This is a genomic window from Achromobacter sp. KK8 (assembly GCF_054188005.1).
Map to the genome: position 1 here is coordinate 4,808,147 of NZ_CM135178.1, position 18,466 is coordinate 4,826,612.

Genomic DNA, 18,466 nt, shown 5'->3' on the forward strand with positions numbered 1-18,466 from the left:
CGCATTATCCCCGTTCGCCGCCCCCGCCGCATGCCAATCCCTGCCCCCAGGCGCTCGCCATCGCCCGCAGCGCCGCTCCGGCATCGACAGCCTTGATCTGCTGGTCGCGCAGGCGGCAGGCCTGCGGATCCCGCTCGAACAGGCCGCGCGCGTACACCCGGGCCTGCTCGGTCAGGGCCGCCGTCTTGGGCTGGCGCAGCGCGGTGAAGGCGCTCAGGGCCGCGTCCAGGTCGCGCGGCGCGCCCGCCAGGCAACGCGCCAGGTGCCAGGCGTCCTCCAGCGCCTGGCAGGCGCCCTGGCCCGAGGTCGGCAGCGGCGCGTGCGCGGCATCCCCCACCAGCAGCACATTGGCGCGGTGCCAGGCCGCCGGGGTATCCAGGTCGTGCACGGCGATCAGGCGCACCGCGTCGGCGGGCGTGGCCTGGATGAGGCGCGCGATCGGGTCGGCCCAGCCGGCGAACCGGTCCGCGACCTCCGCGCGCGGGTCGGGTCCCTGGACCGCGGCGGCCAGCGACCGGGCCTCGGCCCCCGCCCAATAGACCAGGTCGGGCCGCACCGCGACGCAGCCGAAACGCTCGCCGACGCCCCAATAGTCCTGGATGGCCATGTCCTCGGCCAGGCCGGGACCGGAGGCGATGCCGATCCAGTTCACAAAGCCCTGGTAGACCGGGGTGTTGTCGCCGACGACGAACCGCCGCGCCACCGAATCCATGCGGCCGTCCGCGCCGACGAGCAGGTCCGCGCGCACCACGGCGCCATTCTCGAACCTGGCGGCGGCGCGGCCGTCGGCGTCGGGTTCGATCGCCACGGCGCGATGGCCGTACTCGACCGGGATGCCGGCCCGCGCCGCGTGCGCCAGCAACACGGCCAGCAGGTCGCGGCGCAGGATCGTGTGGGTCGGATATCCCATCAATCGGTCGAGCGCGGAGATGTCGAGGCTGCCCAGGGCATGGCCCGCGTTGTCGTAGCGGCGCATCGCCCGCGGCCGCCCACCCGCTGCCGCGACGTCCGGCAACAGGCCGAGCGCGTCCAGCACGAAGCCGGCGTTGGGCCATAACGTCACGCCGGCGCCCATGGTGGCCGGCGCGGCCCCGCGTTCGTAGACCCGCGGCCGATGGCCGGTCCGATGCAATGCCAGCGCCACGCTCAGGCCGGCGATGCCGCCGCCCAGTATTCCGATATCCATGCTGATTCCTTCCATCAAACCCCGCGCCGGTCCCACGCCGGAACCGGGAACCGCATCGTAGATTCCACCGGATCCGATAACTAGTGTGAAAAAATGGGTTTGTTTCATATCTGGATCGGGATAATCATGGGCCAAGCCCTGGATCTGAACAGCGTGCGCGTCTACGCCGCCGTCGTGGATGAACAGAGCTTCGCCGGCGCCGCGCGGCTGCTGGCGATGCCGTCGTCGAACGTCAGCCGCCATGTCGCCGGACTGGAACGGCGGCTGGGCGCGCGCTTGCTGGAGCGCAGCACCCGCCATTTGCGCATGACCGAGGCCGGCCAGTTGCTGTACCAGCGGGCCAAGCCGCTGCTGGACACGCTTGCCGCCACCGAAGAGGAACTGGGCGCGGTCCGGCGGGAACTGCGCGGGCCGCTGACGCTGTGCATGCCAGGCGAAGCGCCGCGGCTGCTGGCGCCGATCCTGGCGGAATTCTGCGACCGCCATCCGGGCATCGAGCTGGCCTGCGACACCCGCCTCGACGGCATCGACGCGCTGCGCGAGGACGTCGATCTGTCGATCGTCTTTCATCGGGGCCGCCAGGACGACAGCAGCCTCATCACGCGCGAACTGGCCACGCTGCCCAGCATCGTGGTCGCCGCGCCGGCGCTGCTGGCGCGTGTCGGCGTGCCGCGCCAGGCGCGCCAGCTTAGGGCCCTGCCCTGCATCACCACCCTGAGCGCATTGAAGGGCATGCCCTGGCAATTCGAGGATGCCGCCGGCCAGATCGTCAAGGTGCCGGTGCGCAGCCGCTACCGCGTCAACAGCGGCGAACTGGCGCTGATGGGCGCGCGCCAGGGCATCGGTTTCGCGATCCTGGCGGCCTGCTCGTGCCAGGATGACCTGGCCAGCGGGCGACTGCGCGAGGTGCCGCTGGACCTGCGCCCCGCGCCCCTGCAATTGCTGGGGGTGTACAGCCATCGGCATTCCGTCAGCGCGCGCGCCCGGGCATTGCTCGAACTGATCCAGGCGCGCCTGGCCGAAATGGGCCTGGGAACGCCGCCCGGAACCGCGTCGGAAGAAGCCGCATAAAACCTGACTACAAGCTGATTCCAAAACGCTAATAATTATTATTCAGATAGAATCCGCACTGTCCCCAACTTATCCCCTGGCAGTACCGAGATGCCCCTGCCTTTCTCCGCTGGCCCCGCCAACGTGCGCCGGCGTCTGGCGCTCGCCGGCCTTGTGGCCGTCGCCATGCTGGCCGCCTGGGCCGGATGGGCCGTATGGCGCTACGCCCTGCCAGGCCCCGCCCCCGCCGCCATTCCCAGCTACGCCCAACAGCCGGTGGCGGTCAGCGTTGCCGCCGCGCGCAGCGGCCCCTTGCCGCGCGACCTGCATGCGCTGGGCACCATCACACCGTTGGCCCGCGTGGTGCTGCGCAGCCAGGTCGATGGCCAGCTGCAACGCCTGCACTACACCGAGGGCCAGGCCGTGCGGCGCGGGCAATTGCTGGCCGAGATCGATCCACGCCCCTACCAGGCGGCGCTGGCGGCGGCCGAAGGCGAACTGGCGCGCGTCGAGGCGCTGCTCGGCAACGCCGAGATCGACCTGCGCCGCTACCGGCAACTGGCGCGCCAGGAAGCGGTGGCGGGCCAGCAGCTGGACACCGCCGAGGCCCAGGCGCGCAGCTACGCGGCCCAGCGCCAGCGGCTGGCGGCGGCCGTGGCCGACGCCCGGCGGCTGCTGGCGCTGACGCGCATCGTCGCGCCGCACGATGGCCGCATCGGCCTGCGCCGCGTGGACGCCGGCAATCACGTGCGCGCCGGCGACGCCGACGGCCTGGCCACGCTGGTGCAGACGCGGCCGATCTCGGCGCTGTTCACGCTTGCCGAAACCCGCCTGGACCTGCTGCGCCAGGCGCAGGCCGGCGACGGCGCCCTGCAGGTGCAGGCCTGGGACGCCGACGAACGCCGCCTGCTCGCGCTGGGCACCCTGCAGGCGTTGGACAACCAGATCCACGCCGCCAGCGGCACGGTCAAGCTGCGCGCCCTGTTCGAGAATGCCGACGAGGCGCTGTTCCCGAACCAGTTCGTCAATATCCGCCTGGCGCTGGCGCGCCAGGAAGACGTGCTGTCGATTCCCACGGCGGCGGTGCAGTACGGCGCCGACGGCGCCTTCGTCTTCGTCATCGGCGACGACCAGCGCGCCACCCGGCGCGAACTGACGCTGGGCCGCGCCAACGCCGGCCGCGTCGAAGTCCGCTCGGGCCTGGCCGCGGCCGAGCGCGTGGTGGTCGAGGGCGTGGACCGCCTGCATGACGGCCGCGACGTGCTGATCGTGGAAACCCAATGAGCCTGTCACGTCCCTTCATCCTGCGGCCGGTCGCCACCTCGTTCCTGATGCTGGCGCTGCTGCTGTCGGGCATCCTCGCCTGGCGCATGCTGCCGGTGGCGGCGCTGCCGCAGGTCGACTACCCCATCATCCAGGTCACCACGCCCTATCCGGGCGCCAGCCCCGATGTCACCGCGCGCGCCGTGACCGCGCCGCTGGAGCGCCGCTTCGGCCAGATCCCGGGGCTCAAGCAGATGTCGTCCTCCAGCGGCAGCGGCATCTCGGTGATCACGCTGCAGTTCTCGCTCGACGTCTCGCTGGGGGTGGCCGAGCAGGAGGTGCAGGCCGCCATCAGCGCCAGCGGCTCGCTGCTGCCGTCCGACCTGCCGACGCCGCCGGTGTACCGCAAGGTCAACCCGGCCGACGTGCCGATCCTGACGCTGGCCGTCACCTCGGATTCGTTGCCGCTGCCGCAGGTCTACGACCTGGTCGACACCCGCATGACACAGCGCCTGGCGCAGCTGTCGGGCGTGGGCATGGTAAGCCTGGCCGGCGGCCAGCGCCCCGCGGTGCGGGTGCAGGCCAACCCCATGGCGCTGGCGGCGCGCGGACTGCAACTGTCCGACCTGCAGGAGGCCATCGCCAAGGCCAACTCCAACCAGCCCAAGGGCAGCTTCGACGGCCCGGTGCGCTCGGTCATCATGGACGCCAACGACCAGTTGCAGAGCGCGCAGGAATACCGCGACCTGATCGTGGCCTGGCGCAATGGCGCGCCGGTGCGGCTGGGCGAGGTCGCCACGGTGGAGGACGGCGCCGAGGACCGCTACCTGGCCGCCTGGGTCGACCGCCAGCCGGCGGTGCTGGTGAACATCCAGCGCCAGCCCGGCGCCAACGTCATCGCCGTGGCCGACCAGGTCAAGGCGCTGCTGCCGCAGCTGACCGCCAGCCTGCCGGCGGCGGTGCAGGTGCGCGTGCTGACCGACCGCACCGAAAGCATCCGCGCTTCGGTGCGCGGCGTGCAATGGGAACTGGCCTTCGCGGTCGGGCTGGTGGTGCTGGTGACCTTCCTGTTCCTGCGCAACCTGCCGGCCACGCTGATTCCCAGCCTGGCGGTGCCGCTGTCCTTGATCGGCACCTTCGGCGTGATGCACCTGGCGGGCTTTTCGACCAACAACCTGACGCTGATGGCGCTGACCATCGGCGCCGGCTTCGTGGTCGACGACGCCATCGTCATGCTGGAGAACATCGCCCGCTACCGCGAACAGGGCCACAGCCCGATGGCGGCCGCGCTCAAGGGCGCCGGGCAGATCGGCTTCACCCTGGTGTCGCTGACGCTGTCGCTGATCGCCGTGCTGATCCCGCTGCTGTTCATGGAAGACGTGGTCGGCCGGCTGTTCCGCGAATTCGCCATCACGCTGGCGGTGGCCATCCTGATCTCGCTGGCGGTGTCGCTGACGCTCACCCCCATGATGTGCGCGCGCCTGCTGCCGCCGCACGCCGAGCGCCCGCCCGGCCTGCTCGACCGCCTGCAGGCGCGCTACGCCGGCTGGCTCGACGTGACCCTGCGCCACCAGCGCCTGACACTGCTGGCGATGCTGGCCACCGTGGCGCTGACCGCGCTGCTGTACCTGGCGGTGCCCAAGGGCTTCTTCCCGGCGCAGGACGGCGGCGTGCTGCAGGGCGTGACCCAGTCGGCGCAGAGCACCTCGTTCGAGGCCATGTCGCAACGCCAGCAGGCGCTGGCGCAAAGCCTGCTGCAAGATCCCGACGTCACCAGCCTGTCGTCCTTCATCGGCATCGACGGCATGAACGCCACGTTGAATACCGGCCGCCTGCTGGTCAACCTCAAGCCCTGGAGCGAACGCGGCGCGCCGCTGGCCGACATCATGGCGCGGCTCGATGCCCGCGCCCGCCAGGTGCGGGGCATCTCGCTGTACCTGCAACCAGTGCAGGAATTGAACATCGAAGACCGCGTCAGCCGCGGCCAGTACCAGTTCACCCTGACCTCGCCCGACGCCGCCCTGCTGGCGCGCTGGAGCCGCGCGCTGGCCCAGCGCCTGGACGCCGCGCCGCAGCTGGCCGATATTTCGTCGGACCTGCAGGGCGGCGGCCGCCAGGCCTACCTGGAGGTCTCGCGCGACGCCGCCGCGCGGCTCGGCCTGACCATGGACGACGTGGCCCAGGCGCTCTACAACGCCTTCGGCCAGCGCCAGGTGGCCACCCTGTTCACGCAGTCGAACCAGTATCGCGTGGTGCTGGAAGTGGACCCGCGCCTGGCCGCCAGCCCCGAGGCGCTGGAGCGCATCCACCTGAAAACCGCGGACGGCCAGCCGATTCCGCTGGCGGCGCTGGCCACGGTCAGCGAGCGCGCCGTGCCGCTGGCGGTGAACCACCTGTCCCAGTTCCCGGCCGTCAATTTCTCGTTCAACCTGCCGCCGGGCGGCTCGCTGGGCGCGGCCATCGCCGCCATCGAGGCGGCGCGCCAGGACATCGCCATGCCGCCCAGCGTCGAACTGCGCCTGCAGGGCGCGGCGGCGGCCTTCGAAGCGTCGTTGTCCAATACCCTGTGGTTGATGCTGGCGGCGGTGGTCACCATGTACCTGGTGCTGGGCATGCTTTATGAAAGCGCGATCCATCCCGTCACCATCCTGTCGACCCTGCCGTCGGCCACGGTGGGCGCGCTGCTGGCGCTGCTGCTCACCGGCCGGCCGCTGGACCTGATCGCCGTGATCGGCATCATCCTGCTGATCGGCCTGGTCAAGAAGAACGGCATCATGATGGTCGACTTCGCGCTGGAAGCCGAACGCAGCCGCGGCCTGGCGCCGCGCGAGGCGATCCGCGAAGCCGCGCTGCTGCGGCTGCGGCCGATCCTGATGACCACGCTGGCGGCGCTGTTCGGCGCCCTGCCGCTGATGCTGGCCACCGGCTCCGGCGCCGAGCTGCGCCAGCCGCTGGGCTGGGTGATGGTGGGCGGCCTGCTGGTCAGCCAGGTGCTGACGCTGTTCACCACGCCCGCCGTCTACCTGTTCTTCCACCGGCTGGGCGCGGGCCGCCGCAAGGCCCTGCCCGCGCCCGCGGACCGGCCGGCGCCATGATCCGCGCGCTGCTGCACCGGCCCATCGCCTGCATCTTCCTGGCGCTGGCCCTGACGCTGCTGGGCGCGGTGGCCTGGCGCCTGCTGCCGGTGGCGCCCCTGCCGCAGGTGGACTTCCCCACCATCGAGGTGCGCGCCGAACTGCCCGGCGCCAGCCCCGAGAGCATGGCCAGCACGGTGGCCGCGCCGCTGGAGCGCGCGCTGGGCGGCATCGCCGGCGTCAGCGCCATGAGCTCGTCCAGCAACCAGGGCGCCACCCGCGTGCTGCTGCAGTTCGCGCTGGACCGAGACATCAACGCGGCCGCGCGCGACGTGCAGGCCGCCATCAACGCCGCCCGCGCCGAGCTGCCTTCCGGCATGCCCGGCAACCCCACCTACCGCAAGGTCAACCCGTCGCAGGCGCCCATCATGGCGCTGGCGCTCAGCTCGCCGACGCGGCCGGCCGGCCGGCTCTACGACCTGGGCGCCACGGTGCTGGCGCAGAAACTGTCGCAGATCGTCGGCGTCGGCGAAGTGACGCTGGGCGGCAGCTCGCTGCCGGCGGTGCGGGTGCAGGTCAACCCGAACGCGCTGGCGCACTATGGCGTGGCGCTGGACGACCTGCGCCAGTCCATCGCCGACGCCGCCCCGATGGGTCCGCAGGGCCAGCTGGACTCGGCCGGCCAGCGCTGGGAGGTCGGCACGCCCGGCCAGCCGCGCACGGCCGACGACTACAACGGCCTGATCGTGCGCCACCAGGATGGCGCCACCATCCGGCTGGCGCAGATCGCGCGCGTCAGCGACTCGGTCGAGAACCGCTACAGCAGCGGCTTTCACAACCACGACCCGGCGGTGGTGCTGACCATCAGCCGCCAGCCGGGCGCCAACATCATCGAGACCATCGCCGCCATCAACCAGGCCCTGCCCGGCCTGCGCGCGCTGATGCCGGCCGACGTCGACCTGACCGTGGTGCTGGACCGCTCGCCCGGCATCCACGCCACGCTGCGCGAGGCCCACGTCACGCTGGGGCTGGCGGTCGGGCTGGTGATCCTGGTGGTGTGGCTGTTCCTGGGCAGCGCCCGCGCCGCCGCCATTCCCAGCGTGGCGATTCCGGTCTGCCTGGTGGCCACCTTCGCCGTCATGTACCTGTGGGGCTTCTCGCTCAACAACCTGTCGCTGATGGCGCTGATCGTGGCCGCGGGCCTGGTGGTGGACGACGCCATCGTGGTGCTGGAGAACATCTCGCGCCACCTGGAACGCGGGCTGGGGCCGCGCCAGGCGGCCCTGCGCGGCGTGCGCGAGGTCGGCTTCACGCTGGTGGCGATGACGCTGGCGCTGTCGGTGGTGTTCGTGTCGATCCTGTTCATGGGCGGGCTGGTGGAACGGCTGTTCCGCGAGTTCTCGATCACGCTGGTGGCCGCCATCCTGATTTCGCTGGTGGTGTCGGTCGCCATCATTCCCAGCCTTTGCGCGCGCTGGCTGCGGCCGCCAGCCGAGGCGCAAACGCGGCCCTCGCGGCTGCGCGCCGTGTTCGCCCGCGTCCACCAATGGTATGGCGCGTCGCTGGCGCGGGTGCTGGGTCACGCGCGCCTGACCCTGCTGCTGCTGGCCGCCGTGGTGGCGCTGAACGCCTATCTGTATGCGCAAGCGCCCAAGGGGTTTCTGCCGCAGCAGGACACCGGCCAGCTGATGGGGTTCGTGCGCGGCGACGACGGCTTCTCGTTCCAGGTGATGCAGCCCAAGATCGACGTCTACCGCCAGCTGGTGCTCAAGCACCCCGCGGTGCAGGACGTGATCGGCTACAACGGCGGCAGCCTGGGCATCAGCAATTCGCTGTTCCTGATCCGCCTGAAACCCGCTTCCGAGCGGCGCGAATCCTCGGCCCAGGTGATCGACTGGCTGCGCGCCAACGCCCCGCCGGTGCCGGGCGGCATGTTCTTCCTGAACGTCGACCAGGACCTGCGCATGCCGGGCGGCTTCGGCAATTCCGGCGACCACGAGCTCGCCATCATGGCCAGCGACGTGCCGGCGCTGCGGCAATGGTCACGCAGGATCTCGCGCGCGATGCAGGACATTCCCGAGCTGCGCGACGTCGATGCGGTGGGCGATGCCGCCACCCAGCAGGTGGTCATCAACATCGACCGCGCCGCCGCCCGGCGCCTGGGCGTGGACATGCGCACCATCGCCAGCGTGCTCGGCAATTCCTTCAGCCAGCGCCAGGTGGCGACGCTGTACGACCCCATGAACCAGTACCGCGTGGTGCTGGAGCTGGACCCGCGCTACACCGAGGACCCCGAGGTGCTGGAACGGGTGCAGGTGGTGGCGGCCGACGGCAACCGCGTGCCGCTGTCGGCGTTCTCCACCTACGAGCACGGCCTGGTCAACGACCGCGTCTTCCACGACGGGCTGTTCGCCGCCGTCGGCGTCGGCTTCTCGCTGGCCGAGGGCGTCTCGCTGCAGCAGGGCCTGGCCGCCATCGACGCCGCCATGGCGCGGCTGATGGTGCCCGCCCACATCCAGACGCGGCTGGGCGGCGACGCCCGCAGCTTCCAGCAAAGCCTGCAGGACCAGCCCTGGCTGATCCTGGGCGTGCTGGTGGCGATCTACCTGGTGCTGGGCATCCTGTACGAAAGCCCGCTGCATCCGCTGACCATCCTGTCGACCCTGCCCTCGGCCGGCGTCGGCGCGCTGCTGGCGCTGCGGCTGGCCGATATCGAGTTCAGCCTGATCGCCCTGCTCGGCCTGTTCCTGCTGGTGGGGGTGGTGATGAAGAACGCCATCCTGATGATCGACTTCGCCCTCGGCCTGGAGCGGCGCGAGGGCCTGACGCCGGAACAGGCCATCCACCGCGCCGCCATGCTGCGCCTGCGGCCCATCGTCATGACCAACCTGGCCGGCCTGCTGGGCGCGCTGCCGCTGGTGCTGGGCATGGGCGAAGGTTCGGAACTGCGCCGGCCGCTGGGCGTGACCATCGTCGGCGGATTGATGATCAGCCAGTTCCTGACGCTATACACCACGCCGATCGTGTATCTGGCGCTGGAACGGCTGCGGCTGAAGATGGCGGGCTGGCGGGCGAAGGACAATTAACCCTTAGCGCCACCCGGCCAATGCGTTTTTAGCAGGGGCACTTTCGCATATCCAAATACACCATTGACCGCTTCCAAGATAAACATGCCTATTGCAACTTAATCCTCCATAAATTCCTCTTGCGTGGTTTGGTAGGGTACGCAATAGAATCGCAATCCCTAGCCTCGCAGGAGCCATAAGAATGCCCGATGCCACTGATCGCTTTGTTCCGCAACATCTCCGCGTATTCCTGAACACTAGGTATAAGGAACAAGAGCCATTCAATCCTCAATCTCCATATGAATGGGCGCAGCGTACTCTCGGCATAGACCGACAATCTCTCGCACGGCAACCATTGAACCGTGCTCAAGTACGCGCAATCTGCTTAAACGGAGATGATGCGCTCGACGGCTACCTCACCATTATGGCGTGGGGGATGCAAGGTGTCGGAAAGACTGGCAAGAAGGCGATCGCGGCATGGAGGGACGGACAAACACGCATACAACAGAACATCAATACATTACGAGCAGGTCAGATGAGCCGAGCCGAAGCATTCGAACTATTCGCCACTCGCAATCCCATCGCACAACTCGGCCCTTCATACTTTACAAAAATTCTTTATTTCTACGCGCCGGAAGCCCCTCAGGGCGCCGATCGCTACATTATGGATACGTGGACCGGGAAAGCCATAAATCTACTCACTGGCGAACATATCGTGCGGATTCAAGGTGAAAGCGCCACACCGTCGAACAGATCCGAGAATTATGAAGTGTTCTGTCGTGAAGTAGAGGCCTTAGGTGCAGTTGCCAACCGTCAACATCCTCAAGCGCCCCTATTGAATGAACATATCGAGCGTATGCTGTTCTGCCAAGGGGCCCAACGAGGAAAGGATAGAGGCCCATGGAGAAAACACGTCCACGCAAAATGGCCCACCGAGCGGCCACTGCATCGTTATAACCACGGTCGCATACTAGCTCGCATACTCTAACGATGCATCATCCCGCATGCATATGTTCTAGCACTCATCTTTTGCATCACCGCCCGCTTACTCCGGGCGTGGCGCCACGGTCAGGCGTTCGGCCAACAGCGCCAGAAAGGCCCGCGCCAGCGGCGGCAGATTGGCGCCGCGCAAGGTCACGACCTGGATGCTGCGCTGGCGCATTTCGGGATTGCTGAACGGCACCGCCACCAGGCCGGCGCTGGCGAGCAGGCCGATCACTGTCAGGTAGCCCGTCAACGCCACGATCTGGCTGCCCGGCAGCATCGGCAGGAAGGCCGCCGAATGGTTCGAGACGTAGGCAGGCTCGATATGCACGCCGGCATTGGCGCAGGCCGCGTCGAACAGGTCGCGCACCGTGGTGCCGGGGTCGCCCAGCGACAGCGGCGCCTGCGCCAGGTCGCGCACGCCGACGCTGCGGCGCGCGGCCAGCGGATGGCGTCGGCACATGATGGCGTAGACCGGCGCGCGGCATTGCAATTCGGTCTTGAGGCGCTCGTCCGGCGCCACCGTGTAGCGCAGCGCCAGCTGCGACAACCCTTCCAGCACCAGTCGGTTGACCTCCTCCGGCCGCTCCACCAGCAGGTGGAAGCGCGCCTCGGGGCGGATACGCTTGAAGTCGGCCATGCACTGCGGCAGGAAGCGATGGGCAAAGCCTTCGGTGCAGGCCAGCCGGATGGTCACGTCGCCCAGCGCGCTGCGCTGGCGGATGCCGGTGGTGACGCGCTCGGCCTCCAGCGCGGCGGCGTTGGCGTATGCCGCCAGCTGGCGGCCGGCCTCGCTCAATGCCATGCCGCGCGCCTGGCGCTCGAACAGCGCAATGCCCAGCTCGTCCTCCAGCTTGGCGATCTGGCGGCTCACGGCGGAGGCCGCCACGTGCTGCGCGGCGGCGGCGCCGGCGATGGAGCCGCAGCGCGCCACCTCCAGGAAATACCTCAGGCCCAGCGAAATCATGGCAAGCTTCCCCAAGCCATTGCCTAAATGGCAACGATCAAATGCGAATTATCTAATTGTGGCATGCGCATAAGCGTAATAACTTTGTGCCTGTGCCGCTACCCCGAGACCGCAGTGATCCGCGAACAAGCCATCCTCCACGCCACCCAAGCCTATGACGACGGCACCTTGCAGGCCGAACTGGCCCGCCGCGTCGCCTACCAGACCGAAAGCGAGGAGCCCGGCCAGGCCGCCTGCCAGCACGCCTACCTGAACGACGAACTGGCGCCGCAGCTGGAACAGCTGGGCTTCACCTGTCATGTGCACCCCAACCCGGCGGGCGTCGACCTGCCGATCCTGGTGGCGCGGCGCATCGAAGCGCCGGCGCTGCCGGGCGTGCTGCTGTACGGCCATGGCGACGTGGTGCGCGGCAATGCGGCCAAGTGGGAAGCCGGCCGCGATCCATGGCGCCTGCGGGTCGAGGGCGACCGCTGGTACGGGCGCGGCACCGCCGACAACAAGGGGCAACACACCATCAACCTGGCCGCGCTGCGCCAGGTGCTGCGGGCGCGCGACGGCAAACTGGGCTTCAACGCCACCTGGCTGATCGAGACCGGCGAGGAAGCGGGCTCGCCCGGCCTGGCCGCCTTCTGCGAAGCGCAGCGCGACGCGCTGGCCGCCGACGTTTTCATTGCCAGCGACGGCCCGCGCCTGGCCGCCGCCCGCCCCACCCTGTTCATGGGCTCGCGCGGCGCGGTGAACTTCGAATTGAGCCTGCGCGCCCGCGAACGCGGCTACCACTCGGGCAACTGGGGCGGGCTGCTGGCCAATCCCGCCATCGTCCTGTCGCACGCCATCGCCTCCCTGGTGGACGCGCGTGGCCGCATCCTGGTGCCGGGCCTGCGGCCGCCGCCCATCCCGGCGCCGGTGGTGGCGGCGCTGGCGGACCTGGAAGTAGGTGGCGGCGCCGACGATCCCGCGATCGACCACGACTGGGGCGAGCCCGGCCTGTCGCCCTCGGAGCAGGTGTTCGGCTGGAACAGCCTGGACGTGCTGACCTTCGGCGCCGGCGATCCGGCCAAGCCGGTCAATGCCATTCCGCCCGTCGCCACGGCCTGGTGCCAGTTGCGTTTCGTGGTCGGCACCGACTGGCGCGCGCTCGAGCAGCACGTGCGCGCCCATCTGGACGCGGCCGGCTTTGCCGACGTGCGGGTCCGCGTCGGCATGCAGGCCGGCGCCACCCGCCTGTCGCCCGACAACCCCTGGGTACGCTGGGCCGCCGCCTCGATCGAGCGCAGCACCGGCCAGCGCCCGGCGCTGCTGCCCAACCTGGGGGGCTCGCTGCCCAACGACATCTTCGCCGACCTGCTCGGCCTGCCCACGCTGTGGGTGCCGCATTCCTACCCCGCCTGCGCCCAGCACGCGCCCAACGAGCATCTGCTGGGCAGCGTGGCGCGCGAGGGCCTGGCCATCATGGCGGGCCTGTTCTGGGACCTGGGCGACCAGGGCGCCGCGCTGCGCCAGGCCGCCGCCGAAACCGATTCCTCTCCCTCCTGACCGGACTCTTCCATGATCGCCCGACTCCGCGCCGCCGCGCTGGCCTGCCTTTCGGCCCTTGCCCTGCAAGCCACCCTGGCCGCCCCCGCCGCGCACGCCGCCTATCCCGAACAGGCCATCAAGCTGGTGGTGCCGTTCACGCCCGGCGGCGCCACCGACGCCGTGGCCCGGCTGCTGGCCAACCGGCTGTCGGGCAAGCTGGGCCAGGCCGTGATCGTCGAGAACCGGCCCGGCGCCTCGACCGTCATCGGCGCCAACGCCGTGGCGCAGGCCCAGCCCGACGGCTACACGCTGATGCTGTCGGGTAGCACCACCTACACCGTGCTGCCGGCGCTCAAGCGCGACCTGCCCTACGATCCGCGCCGCAGCTTCGAGCACATCGCCATCGTGGCCCTGGCGCCGGTGGTGCTGCTGGCGCAGAACAGCCTGCCGGCCAAGACCGCGCAACAGGCCGCCGAGCTGGCGCGCGACAAGACCGCCGGCGGCGGCCTGATGTACGGCACCTTCGGTCCAGGGTCGGCGCCGCACCTGGTGGGTGAAATGTTCGCCGAGGCCGCGGGCGCCAAAATGACGCCGGTGCCCTACAAGGGCAGCGCGCAGTTCATCACCGCGCTGATCGGCGGCGAAATCGCGCTGGGCGTGGACACCGTGTCGTCGGCCGCGCCGCAGGTCAAGGCGGGCAAGGTGCGCGCGCTGGCCGTCACCGGCGAACACCGCGTGCCGCAGTTGCCGGACGTGCCGACCTTCATCGAAAGCGGCCTGCCCGGCGTCTCGATGGTGGGCTGGTACGGGCTGGTGGCGCCGGCTCGCACGCAGCCGCCGGTGCTGGACACGTTGAACCGCGCGGTCGCGGACATCATGGCCGACCCGCAGGTACGCCGCGCCATCGCCGACCTGGCGCTGGAGCCGGTCTACCTGGACGGCCCCGCCTTCACCGCGCGCATGGAACAGGAACTCAAGACCTTCGGCGAAGTGGGCCGGCGCGCCGACATCAAGCTGGACTGAAGCGCCCGCCCCGCGCGGGCGCCGGCGGGCCACGATCCGCCGGCACGATGGCGTCGGGAATCGTCCTATTCCGACCCCATTTCGACTAGAATCGGAACCATTCTCAATAAAAGACCCGCGGCAGGGCTCGCGGCGGCGTCGATAGAAGAAAGAGGCGCGTTCTGAAACCCAGTTTCCGTTTGTCCATGGCCTGGCTCCACACCTGGGTCGGCCTGTGGTTTTCCTGGCTGCTGTTCGCCGTCTTCCTGACCGGGACGCTGGCGGTGTTCGCCGAACCCATCACCCACTGGATGACGCCGGAGCACCATGCGGCCGAGGCCGAGGCGGCGGCGCGCGAGCCCGTGAAGGTGGATCGCGCGCGCCGGCTCGATCTGGCGGTGCAGTACATGGCGCGGCATCACGCCGGCGCCGGCATGTGGGAGATCTGGCCGGTCAACCGCCACCACGACAACGGCCTGGTGGCCTACTGGTTCGACTCGAACGGCGCATATGCCGACGCCGAACTCGACCCCGAGACCGGCCGCGAACTGGACGAGGACCGCCACGAGGCAGGCCGCGCCACCTTCGGCGGCGACCACTTCGTCGACTTCCACTACAACCTGCACGCGCAGCCCCTGGGCCTGTGGATCGTGGCCTTCGCCGCCATGGCGATGCTGGTGGCGATGGTTTCCGGCGTGGTGACGCACAAGCGCATCTTCAAGGACTTCTTCACCTTCCGCGCCAGCAAGGGCCAACGTTCGTGGCTGGACGCGCACAACGCCACCGCGGTGCTGACCCTGCCCTTCCAGTTCATGATTGCCTATACCGGCATCGTGATCTCGGCCTTCACGCTGATGCCAGCGCCCATCGCGGCGACCTATGGCCCCGGCGCCGAGGCCGCCCGCCTGTACCTGGCCGAACTGGCGCGCGAAGACCAGCCCCCGCTGACCGGCACCGCGCTCGCCGTGCCGGCCCTGGAACCGCTGGTCGCGCGCGCCGAACGGTTGATCGGGCAGACCGCGCGCGCCATCGTCATCAACAACCCCGAAGACGGCTCGATGCGGATCGCGGTCTATGGCTGGAACGAGGAGGCCGACCAGAACGTCCATATCAGCAGCACCACCGGCATGGCGGAATTCTCCGCCGCCACCGGTCAATTGCTGCGCCTGCGCGCCCCCGGCGGCGTCGAGGGCGGCGCCGCGCCGTTGACGCGCCAGGTGATGTCCGACCTGCACATGGTCAAGTTCGGCGGACTGGCGATGAAATGGCTGTACTTCGTGTGCGGCCTGGCCGGCAGCGCCATGATGGGCACCGGCGCGGTCTTGTTCATGGTCAAGCGCCGCAACCGGATGGGCGACGAATTCGGCGCCGCCACCGCGCGCGTCTACCGCCTGATCGAAGGCCTGAACGTGGCCGCGCTGGCCGGCCTGGCGATCGCCTGCGTCGCCTACCTGTGGGCCAACCGGCTGTTGCCGGTGTCGCTGCCGCAGCGCGCCGGCTGGGAACTGCGCGCCTTCTTCATCGTCTGGGCGCTGACGCTGGCCCATGCCTGGCTGTGCAGTCCGCGGCGCGCCTGGCTGTGGCAGCTGGGCCTGCTGTCGGCGCTGTGCCTGCTGCTGCCGCTGCTGTCCCTGATGACGCTGGGCGACCATCCGCTGGCGCAGATCGCGCGCGGCGACTGGGAAAGCGCCGGGGTCGAACTGACGGCCGTGGCCATAGGCGTGGCGGCCGGCTGGGCCGCGCTGCGGCTGGGCCGCAAACCGCTGTCGGCGCCGCCGCCGCGCGATACGCGCGCTTCGCGGGAGGCCACGGCATGAATCTCAACGACGCCTTCGGCATCGCCATGGCGCTGCTGCTGACCTATTCCGGCATGGCCTGCCTGAGCCTGGCGATGCCGCGCCATTACGACCAGGTCTGGGGCCGCGATCCCTCGGCCGGCCATTCCCGCGTGCTGCGCGGCGCGGGCATCCTGCTGTTGCTGCTGGCGCTGCTGCCCTGCGTCGGCCTGTGGGGCAACACCGTGGGCGTGGTGGCCTGGCTGGGCTGGCTGTCGGCCGGCGCGTTGCTGTGGGTCGGCATGCTGTCGTGGTCGCCGCGCCCGGCCATGGGCACCGCCGCCCTGGCGCTGGTGATCTCGCTGGCCGGGGTCGGCTTGGGTTTCTAGGGCCGCATTGCGTCCGCGCCGGCCCGGCCGGCGCCGTTTGACCGGCATCAAGACAAGCCGACAAACGCCTCGATAGCCGGGCTTTCGACACCATAGGTGGTGGTAGAGTTTTCCTACCCCACAACATATGGTGTCAGCGATGCAACTCCAACACATCCTCAAGCGCGACGGCCGGGTCGTCGCATTCGACCGCGACAAGATCGCCGCGGCCATCGCCGCCGCCGGCCGCGGCACCGGAGAACTGGACGCCGACGTCGCGCAGGCGCTGACCGGCGCGGTGATCGAGGCGCTGGCCGCCGAAGGCAACGTCTGCCCCGGCGTGGAGACCATCCAGAACCAGGTCGAGGAAACGCTGGTCAAGGCCGGCTACTGGCGCACCGCCCGCGCCTACATCGTCTACCGCGAACAACACGCCCGCCTGCGCGCGCTGCGCCACACCCTGGTGGACGTGGAAAGCGCCATGGAGGAATACCTGGAACAGCGCGACTGGCGCGTCAACGCCAACGCCAACCAGGGCTACAGCCTGGGCGGGCTGATCCTGAACGTGGCCGGCAAGGTCACCGCCAACTACTGGCTGTCCAACGTCTTCACCCCCGAGGCCGGCCAGGCCCACCGCGACGGCGACATCCACATCCACGACCTGGACATGCTCAGCGGCTATTGCGCCGGCTGGTCGCTGCGCCAGCTGCTGACCGAAGGCTTCAATGGCATCCCTGGCAAGATCGAGGCCACGCCGCCGCGCCACATGTCGGCGGCCATCGGCCAGATCGTCAACTTCCTGGGCACGCTGCAGAACGAATGGGCCGGCGCCCAGGCCTTCAGCTCGTTCGACACCTACATGGCGCCCTTCATCCGGCGCGACGCGATGACCTACGCCGAGGTCAAGCAAAGCATGCAGGAACTGATCTACAACCTGAACGTGCCGAGCCGCTGGGGCACGCAGACGCCGTTCACCAACCTGACCTTCGACTGGACCTGCCCGGCCGACCTGAAGGAGCAGATCCCCTACGTCGGCGGCGAGGAAATGCCGTTCGCCTATGGCGACCTGCAGGCCGAGATGGACATGATCAACCGCGCCTACATCGAGGTGATGATGGCCGGCGACGCCAAGGGGCGCGTGTTCACCTTCCCGATTCCCACCTACAACATCACGCCTGACTTCGACTGGGACCATCCCAACACCGAGCGCCTGTTCGAGATGACCGCGCGCTACGGCCTGCCGTACTTCCAGAACTTCCTCAATTCCGATCTGGAGCCGCACATGGTGCGCTCCATGTGCTGCCGCCTGCAGCTGGACCTGCGCGAGCTGCTCAAGCGCGGCAACGGCCTGTTCGGCTCGGCCGAGCAGACCGGCTCGGTGGGCGTGGTGACCGTCAACTGCGCCCGCCTGGGCCACACCTGCCGCGGCGACGAGGCAGCGCTGATGGCGCGCCTGGATCACCTGCTGGGCCTGGGCCGCGACGTGCTGGAAACCAAGCGCAAGGTGGTGCAGCGCTACATCGACCAGGGGCTGTACCCGTACACGCGGCGCTACCTCGGCACGCTGCGCAACCACTTCAGCACGCTGGGCGTGAACGGCATCAACGAGATGATCCGCAACTTCAGCGGCGACGCCGAGGACGTCACCACGCCGGCCGGCCATGCGCTGGCGGTGCGCCTGCTGGATCGGGTGCGGGCGCGCATGACCGAGTTCCAGGAAGAGACCGGGCACCTCTACAACCTGGAGGCCACGCCCGCCGAAGGCACCACCTACCGCTTCGCCCGCGAAGACCGCAAGCGCTACCCCGGCATCCTGCAGGCGGGCACCGAGGCCCAGCCCTACTACACCAACTCCAGCCAGCTGCCGGTGGGCCACACCGACGATCCGTTCGAGGCGCTGGCCCTGCAGGAGTCGCTGCAGGGCAAGTACACCGGCGGCACCGTGCTGCATCTGTACATGAACGAGGCCGTGTCGTCGGCCAGCGCGTGCAAGGAACTGGTGCGGCGCGCGCTGTCGAATTTCCGGCTGCCGTACATCACCGTCACGCCGACGTTCTCGATCTGCCCGAACCACGGCTATCTGGCCGGGCACCACGAGTTCTGCCCGAAGTGCGACGCCGAATTGCTGGCCAGGCAGGCGTCTTGCTGCGCGCCGGCCTGACCGCCGCTGTCGACCGCTTTTTTCCCCGGGCGATCCCCGCCCGGCCTTTCCCC

12 protein-coding genes are annotated in these 18,466 nt (G+C 69.5%); 10 read left to right on the forward strand and 2 right to left on the reverse strand.

Annotation, left to right across the window (positions count from 1 at the left end):
• Positions 1-4 precede the first annotated feature (4 nt).
• Complete coding sequence (locus ACVN9Z_RS22310) at positions 5-1,186, reverse strand: FAD-dependent oxidoreductase (protein ID WP_054443325.1); 1,182 nt, start codon at positions 1,184-1,186, stop codon at positions 5-7.
• Positions 1,187-1,312: 126 nt separating this feature from the next.
• Here ACVN9Z_RS22310 and ACVN9Z_RS22315 point away from each other — a divergent pair, with 126 nt between their 5' ends.
• From ACVN9Z_RS22315 to ACVN9Z_RS22335, 5 genes are all read left to right on the forward strand, one after another.
• Positions 1,313-2,257 (forward strand): LysR family transcriptional regulator, encoded by a 945-nt coding sequence (locus ACVN9Z_RS22315; protein ID WP_458212641.1) that lies wholly within the window; start codon positions 1,313-1,315, stop codon positions 2,255-2,257.
• Positions 2,258-2,347: 90 nt separating this feature from the next.
• Positions 2,348-3,520, forward strand: a complete 1,173-nt coding sequence (locus ACVN9Z_RS22320) for an efflux RND transporter periplasmic adaptor subunit (RefSeq protein ID WP_054504676.1) — start codon at positions 2,348-2,350, stop codon at positions 3,518-3,520.
• Positions 3,517-6,594: a multidrug efflux RND transporter permease subunit gene (locus ACVN9Z_RS22325; protein ID WP_458212642.1), complete on the forward strand. Its 3,078-nt coding sequence runs from the start codon at positions 3,517-3,519 to the stop codon at positions 6,592-6,594. Before ACVN9Z_RS22320 ends, ACVN9Z_RS22325 begins: the two co-directional genes overlap by 4 nt.
• Positions 6,591-9,659, forward strand: coding sequence for an efflux RND transporter permease subunit (locus ACVN9Z_RS22330; protein ID WP_458212643.1), 3,069 nt, complete (start codon positions 6,591-6,593; stop codon positions 9,657-9,659). The genes ACVN9Z_RS22325 and ACVN9Z_RS22330 overlap by 4 nt, the downstream gene beginning before the upstream one ends.
• 181 nt (positions 9,660-9,840) lie before the next feature.
• Positions 9,841-10,626 carry an 8-oxoguanine DNA glycosylase OGG fold protein gene (locus ACVN9Z_RS22335; protein ID WP_458212644.1) on the forward strand — a complete coding sequence of 262 codons (786 nt, stop codon included), beginning with the start codon at positions 9,841-9,843 and terminating at the stop codon, positions 10,624-10,626.
• A gap of 57 nt (positions 10,627-10,683) precedes the next feature.
• Here ACVN9Z_RS22335 and ACVN9Z_RS22340 read toward each other — a convergent pair whose 3' ends face one another.
• A complete protein-coding gene (locus tag ACVN9Z_RS22340) occupies positions 10,684-11,589 on the reverse strand; it encodes a LysR family transcriptional regulator (RefSeq protein WP_054507455.1) in 906 nt (301 codons plus the stop codon).
• 114 nt (positions 11,590-11,703) lie between these two features.
• Between ACVN9Z_RS22340 and ACVN9Z_RS22345 the strand changes: the two genes are divergently transcribed.
• The 5 genes from ACVN9Z_RS22345 to ACVN9Z_RS22365 all read left to right on the forward strand — a co-directional run bounded on the left by ACVN9Z_RS22345 (position 11,704) and on the right by ACVN9Z_RS22365 (position 18,413).
• Entirely contained in the window at positions 11,704-13,125 is a 1,422-nt protein-coding gene (locus tag ACVN9Z_RS22345; protein WP_458212645.1) for a M20 family metallopeptidase, read from the forward strand.
• Between the two features lie 12 nt (positions 13,126-13,137).
• Positions 13,138-14,130, forward strand: a complete 993-nt coding sequence (locus tag ACVN9Z_RS22350) for a Bug family tripartite tricarboxylate transporter substrate binding protein (RefSeq protein ID WP_458212646.1) — start codon at positions 13,138-13,140, stop codon at positions 14,128-14,130.
• Between the two features lie 185 nt (positions 14,131-14,315).
• A complete protein-coding gene (locus ACVN9Z_RS22355; RefSeq protein ID WP_458212647.1) occupies positions 14,316-15,926 on the forward strand; it encodes a PepSY-associated TM helix domain-containing protein in 1,611 nt (536 codons plus the stop codon).
• On the forward strand, positions 15,923-16,273 hold the full coding sequence (locus ACVN9Z_RS22360; RefSeq protein WP_020927863.1) for a DUF3325 domain-containing protein: 351 nt from the start codon (positions 15,923-15,925) through the stop codon (positions 16,271-16,273). The genes ACVN9Z_RS22355 and ACVN9Z_RS22360 overlap by 4 nt, the downstream gene beginning before the upstream one ends.
• Positions 16,274-16,412: 139 nt before the next feature.
• Entirely contained in the window at positions 16,413-18,413 is a 2,001-nt protein-coding gene (locus tag ACVN9Z_RS22365) for a ribonucleoside triphosphate reductase (RefSeq protein ID WP_026384258.1), read from the forward strand.
• The last annotated feature ends 53 nt before the right edge of the window (positions 18,414-18,466 follow it).

What these genes read in the sequence shown, in the direction of transcription:
- ACVN9Z_RS22350 (WP_458212646.1), top strand. Translation starts at nt 13,138, where the DNA reads ATGATCGCCCGACTCCGCGCCGCCGCGCTGGCCTGCCTTTCGGCCCTT.
- ACVN9Z_RS22355 (WP_458212647.1), top strand. Translation starts at nt 14,316, where the DNA reads ATGGCCTGGCTCCACACCTGGGTCGGCCTGTGGTTTTCCTGGCTGCTG.
- ACVN9Z_RS22330 (WP_458212643.1), top strand. Translation starts at nt 6,591, where the DNA reads ATGATCCGCGCGCTGCTGCACCGGCCCATCGCCTGCATCTTCCTGGCG.
- ACVN9Z_RS22310 (WP_054443325.1), bottom strand. Translation starts at nt 1,186, where the DNA reads ATGGATATCGGAATACTGGGCGGCGGCATCGCCGGCCTGAGCGTGGCG.
- ACVN9Z_RS22325 (WP_458212642.1), top strand. Translation starts at nt 3,517, where the DNA reads ATGAGCCTGTCACGTCCCTTCATCCTGCGGCCGGTCGCCACCTCGTTC.
- ACVN9Z_RS22320 (WP_054504676.1), top strand. Translation starts at nt 2,348, where the DNA reads ATGCCCCTGCCTTTCTCCGCTGGCCCCGCCAACGTGCGCCGGCGTCTG.
- ACVN9Z_RS22365 (WP_026384258.1), top strand. Translation starts at nt 16,413, where the DNA reads ATGCAACTCCAACACATCCTCAAGCGCGACGGCCGGGTCGTCGCATTC.
- ACVN9Z_RS22315 (WP_458212641.1), top strand. Translation starts at nt 1,313, where the DNA reads ATGGGCCAAGCCCTGGATCTGAACAGCGTGCGCGTCTACGCCGCCGTC.
- ACVN9Z_RS22335 (WP_458212644.1), top strand. Translation starts at nt 9,841, where the DNA reads ATGCCCGATGCCACTGATCGCTTTGTTCCGCAACATCTCCGCGTATTC.
- ACVN9Z_RS22360 (WP_020927863.1), top strand. Translation starts at nt 15,923, where the DNA reads ATGAATCTCAACGACGCCTTCGGCATCGCCATGGCGCTGCTGCTGACC.
- ACVN9Z_RS22340 (WP_054507455.1), bottom strand. Translation starts at nt 11,589, where the DNA reads ATGATTTCGCTGGGCCTGAGGTATTTCCTGGAGGTGGCGCGCTGCGGC.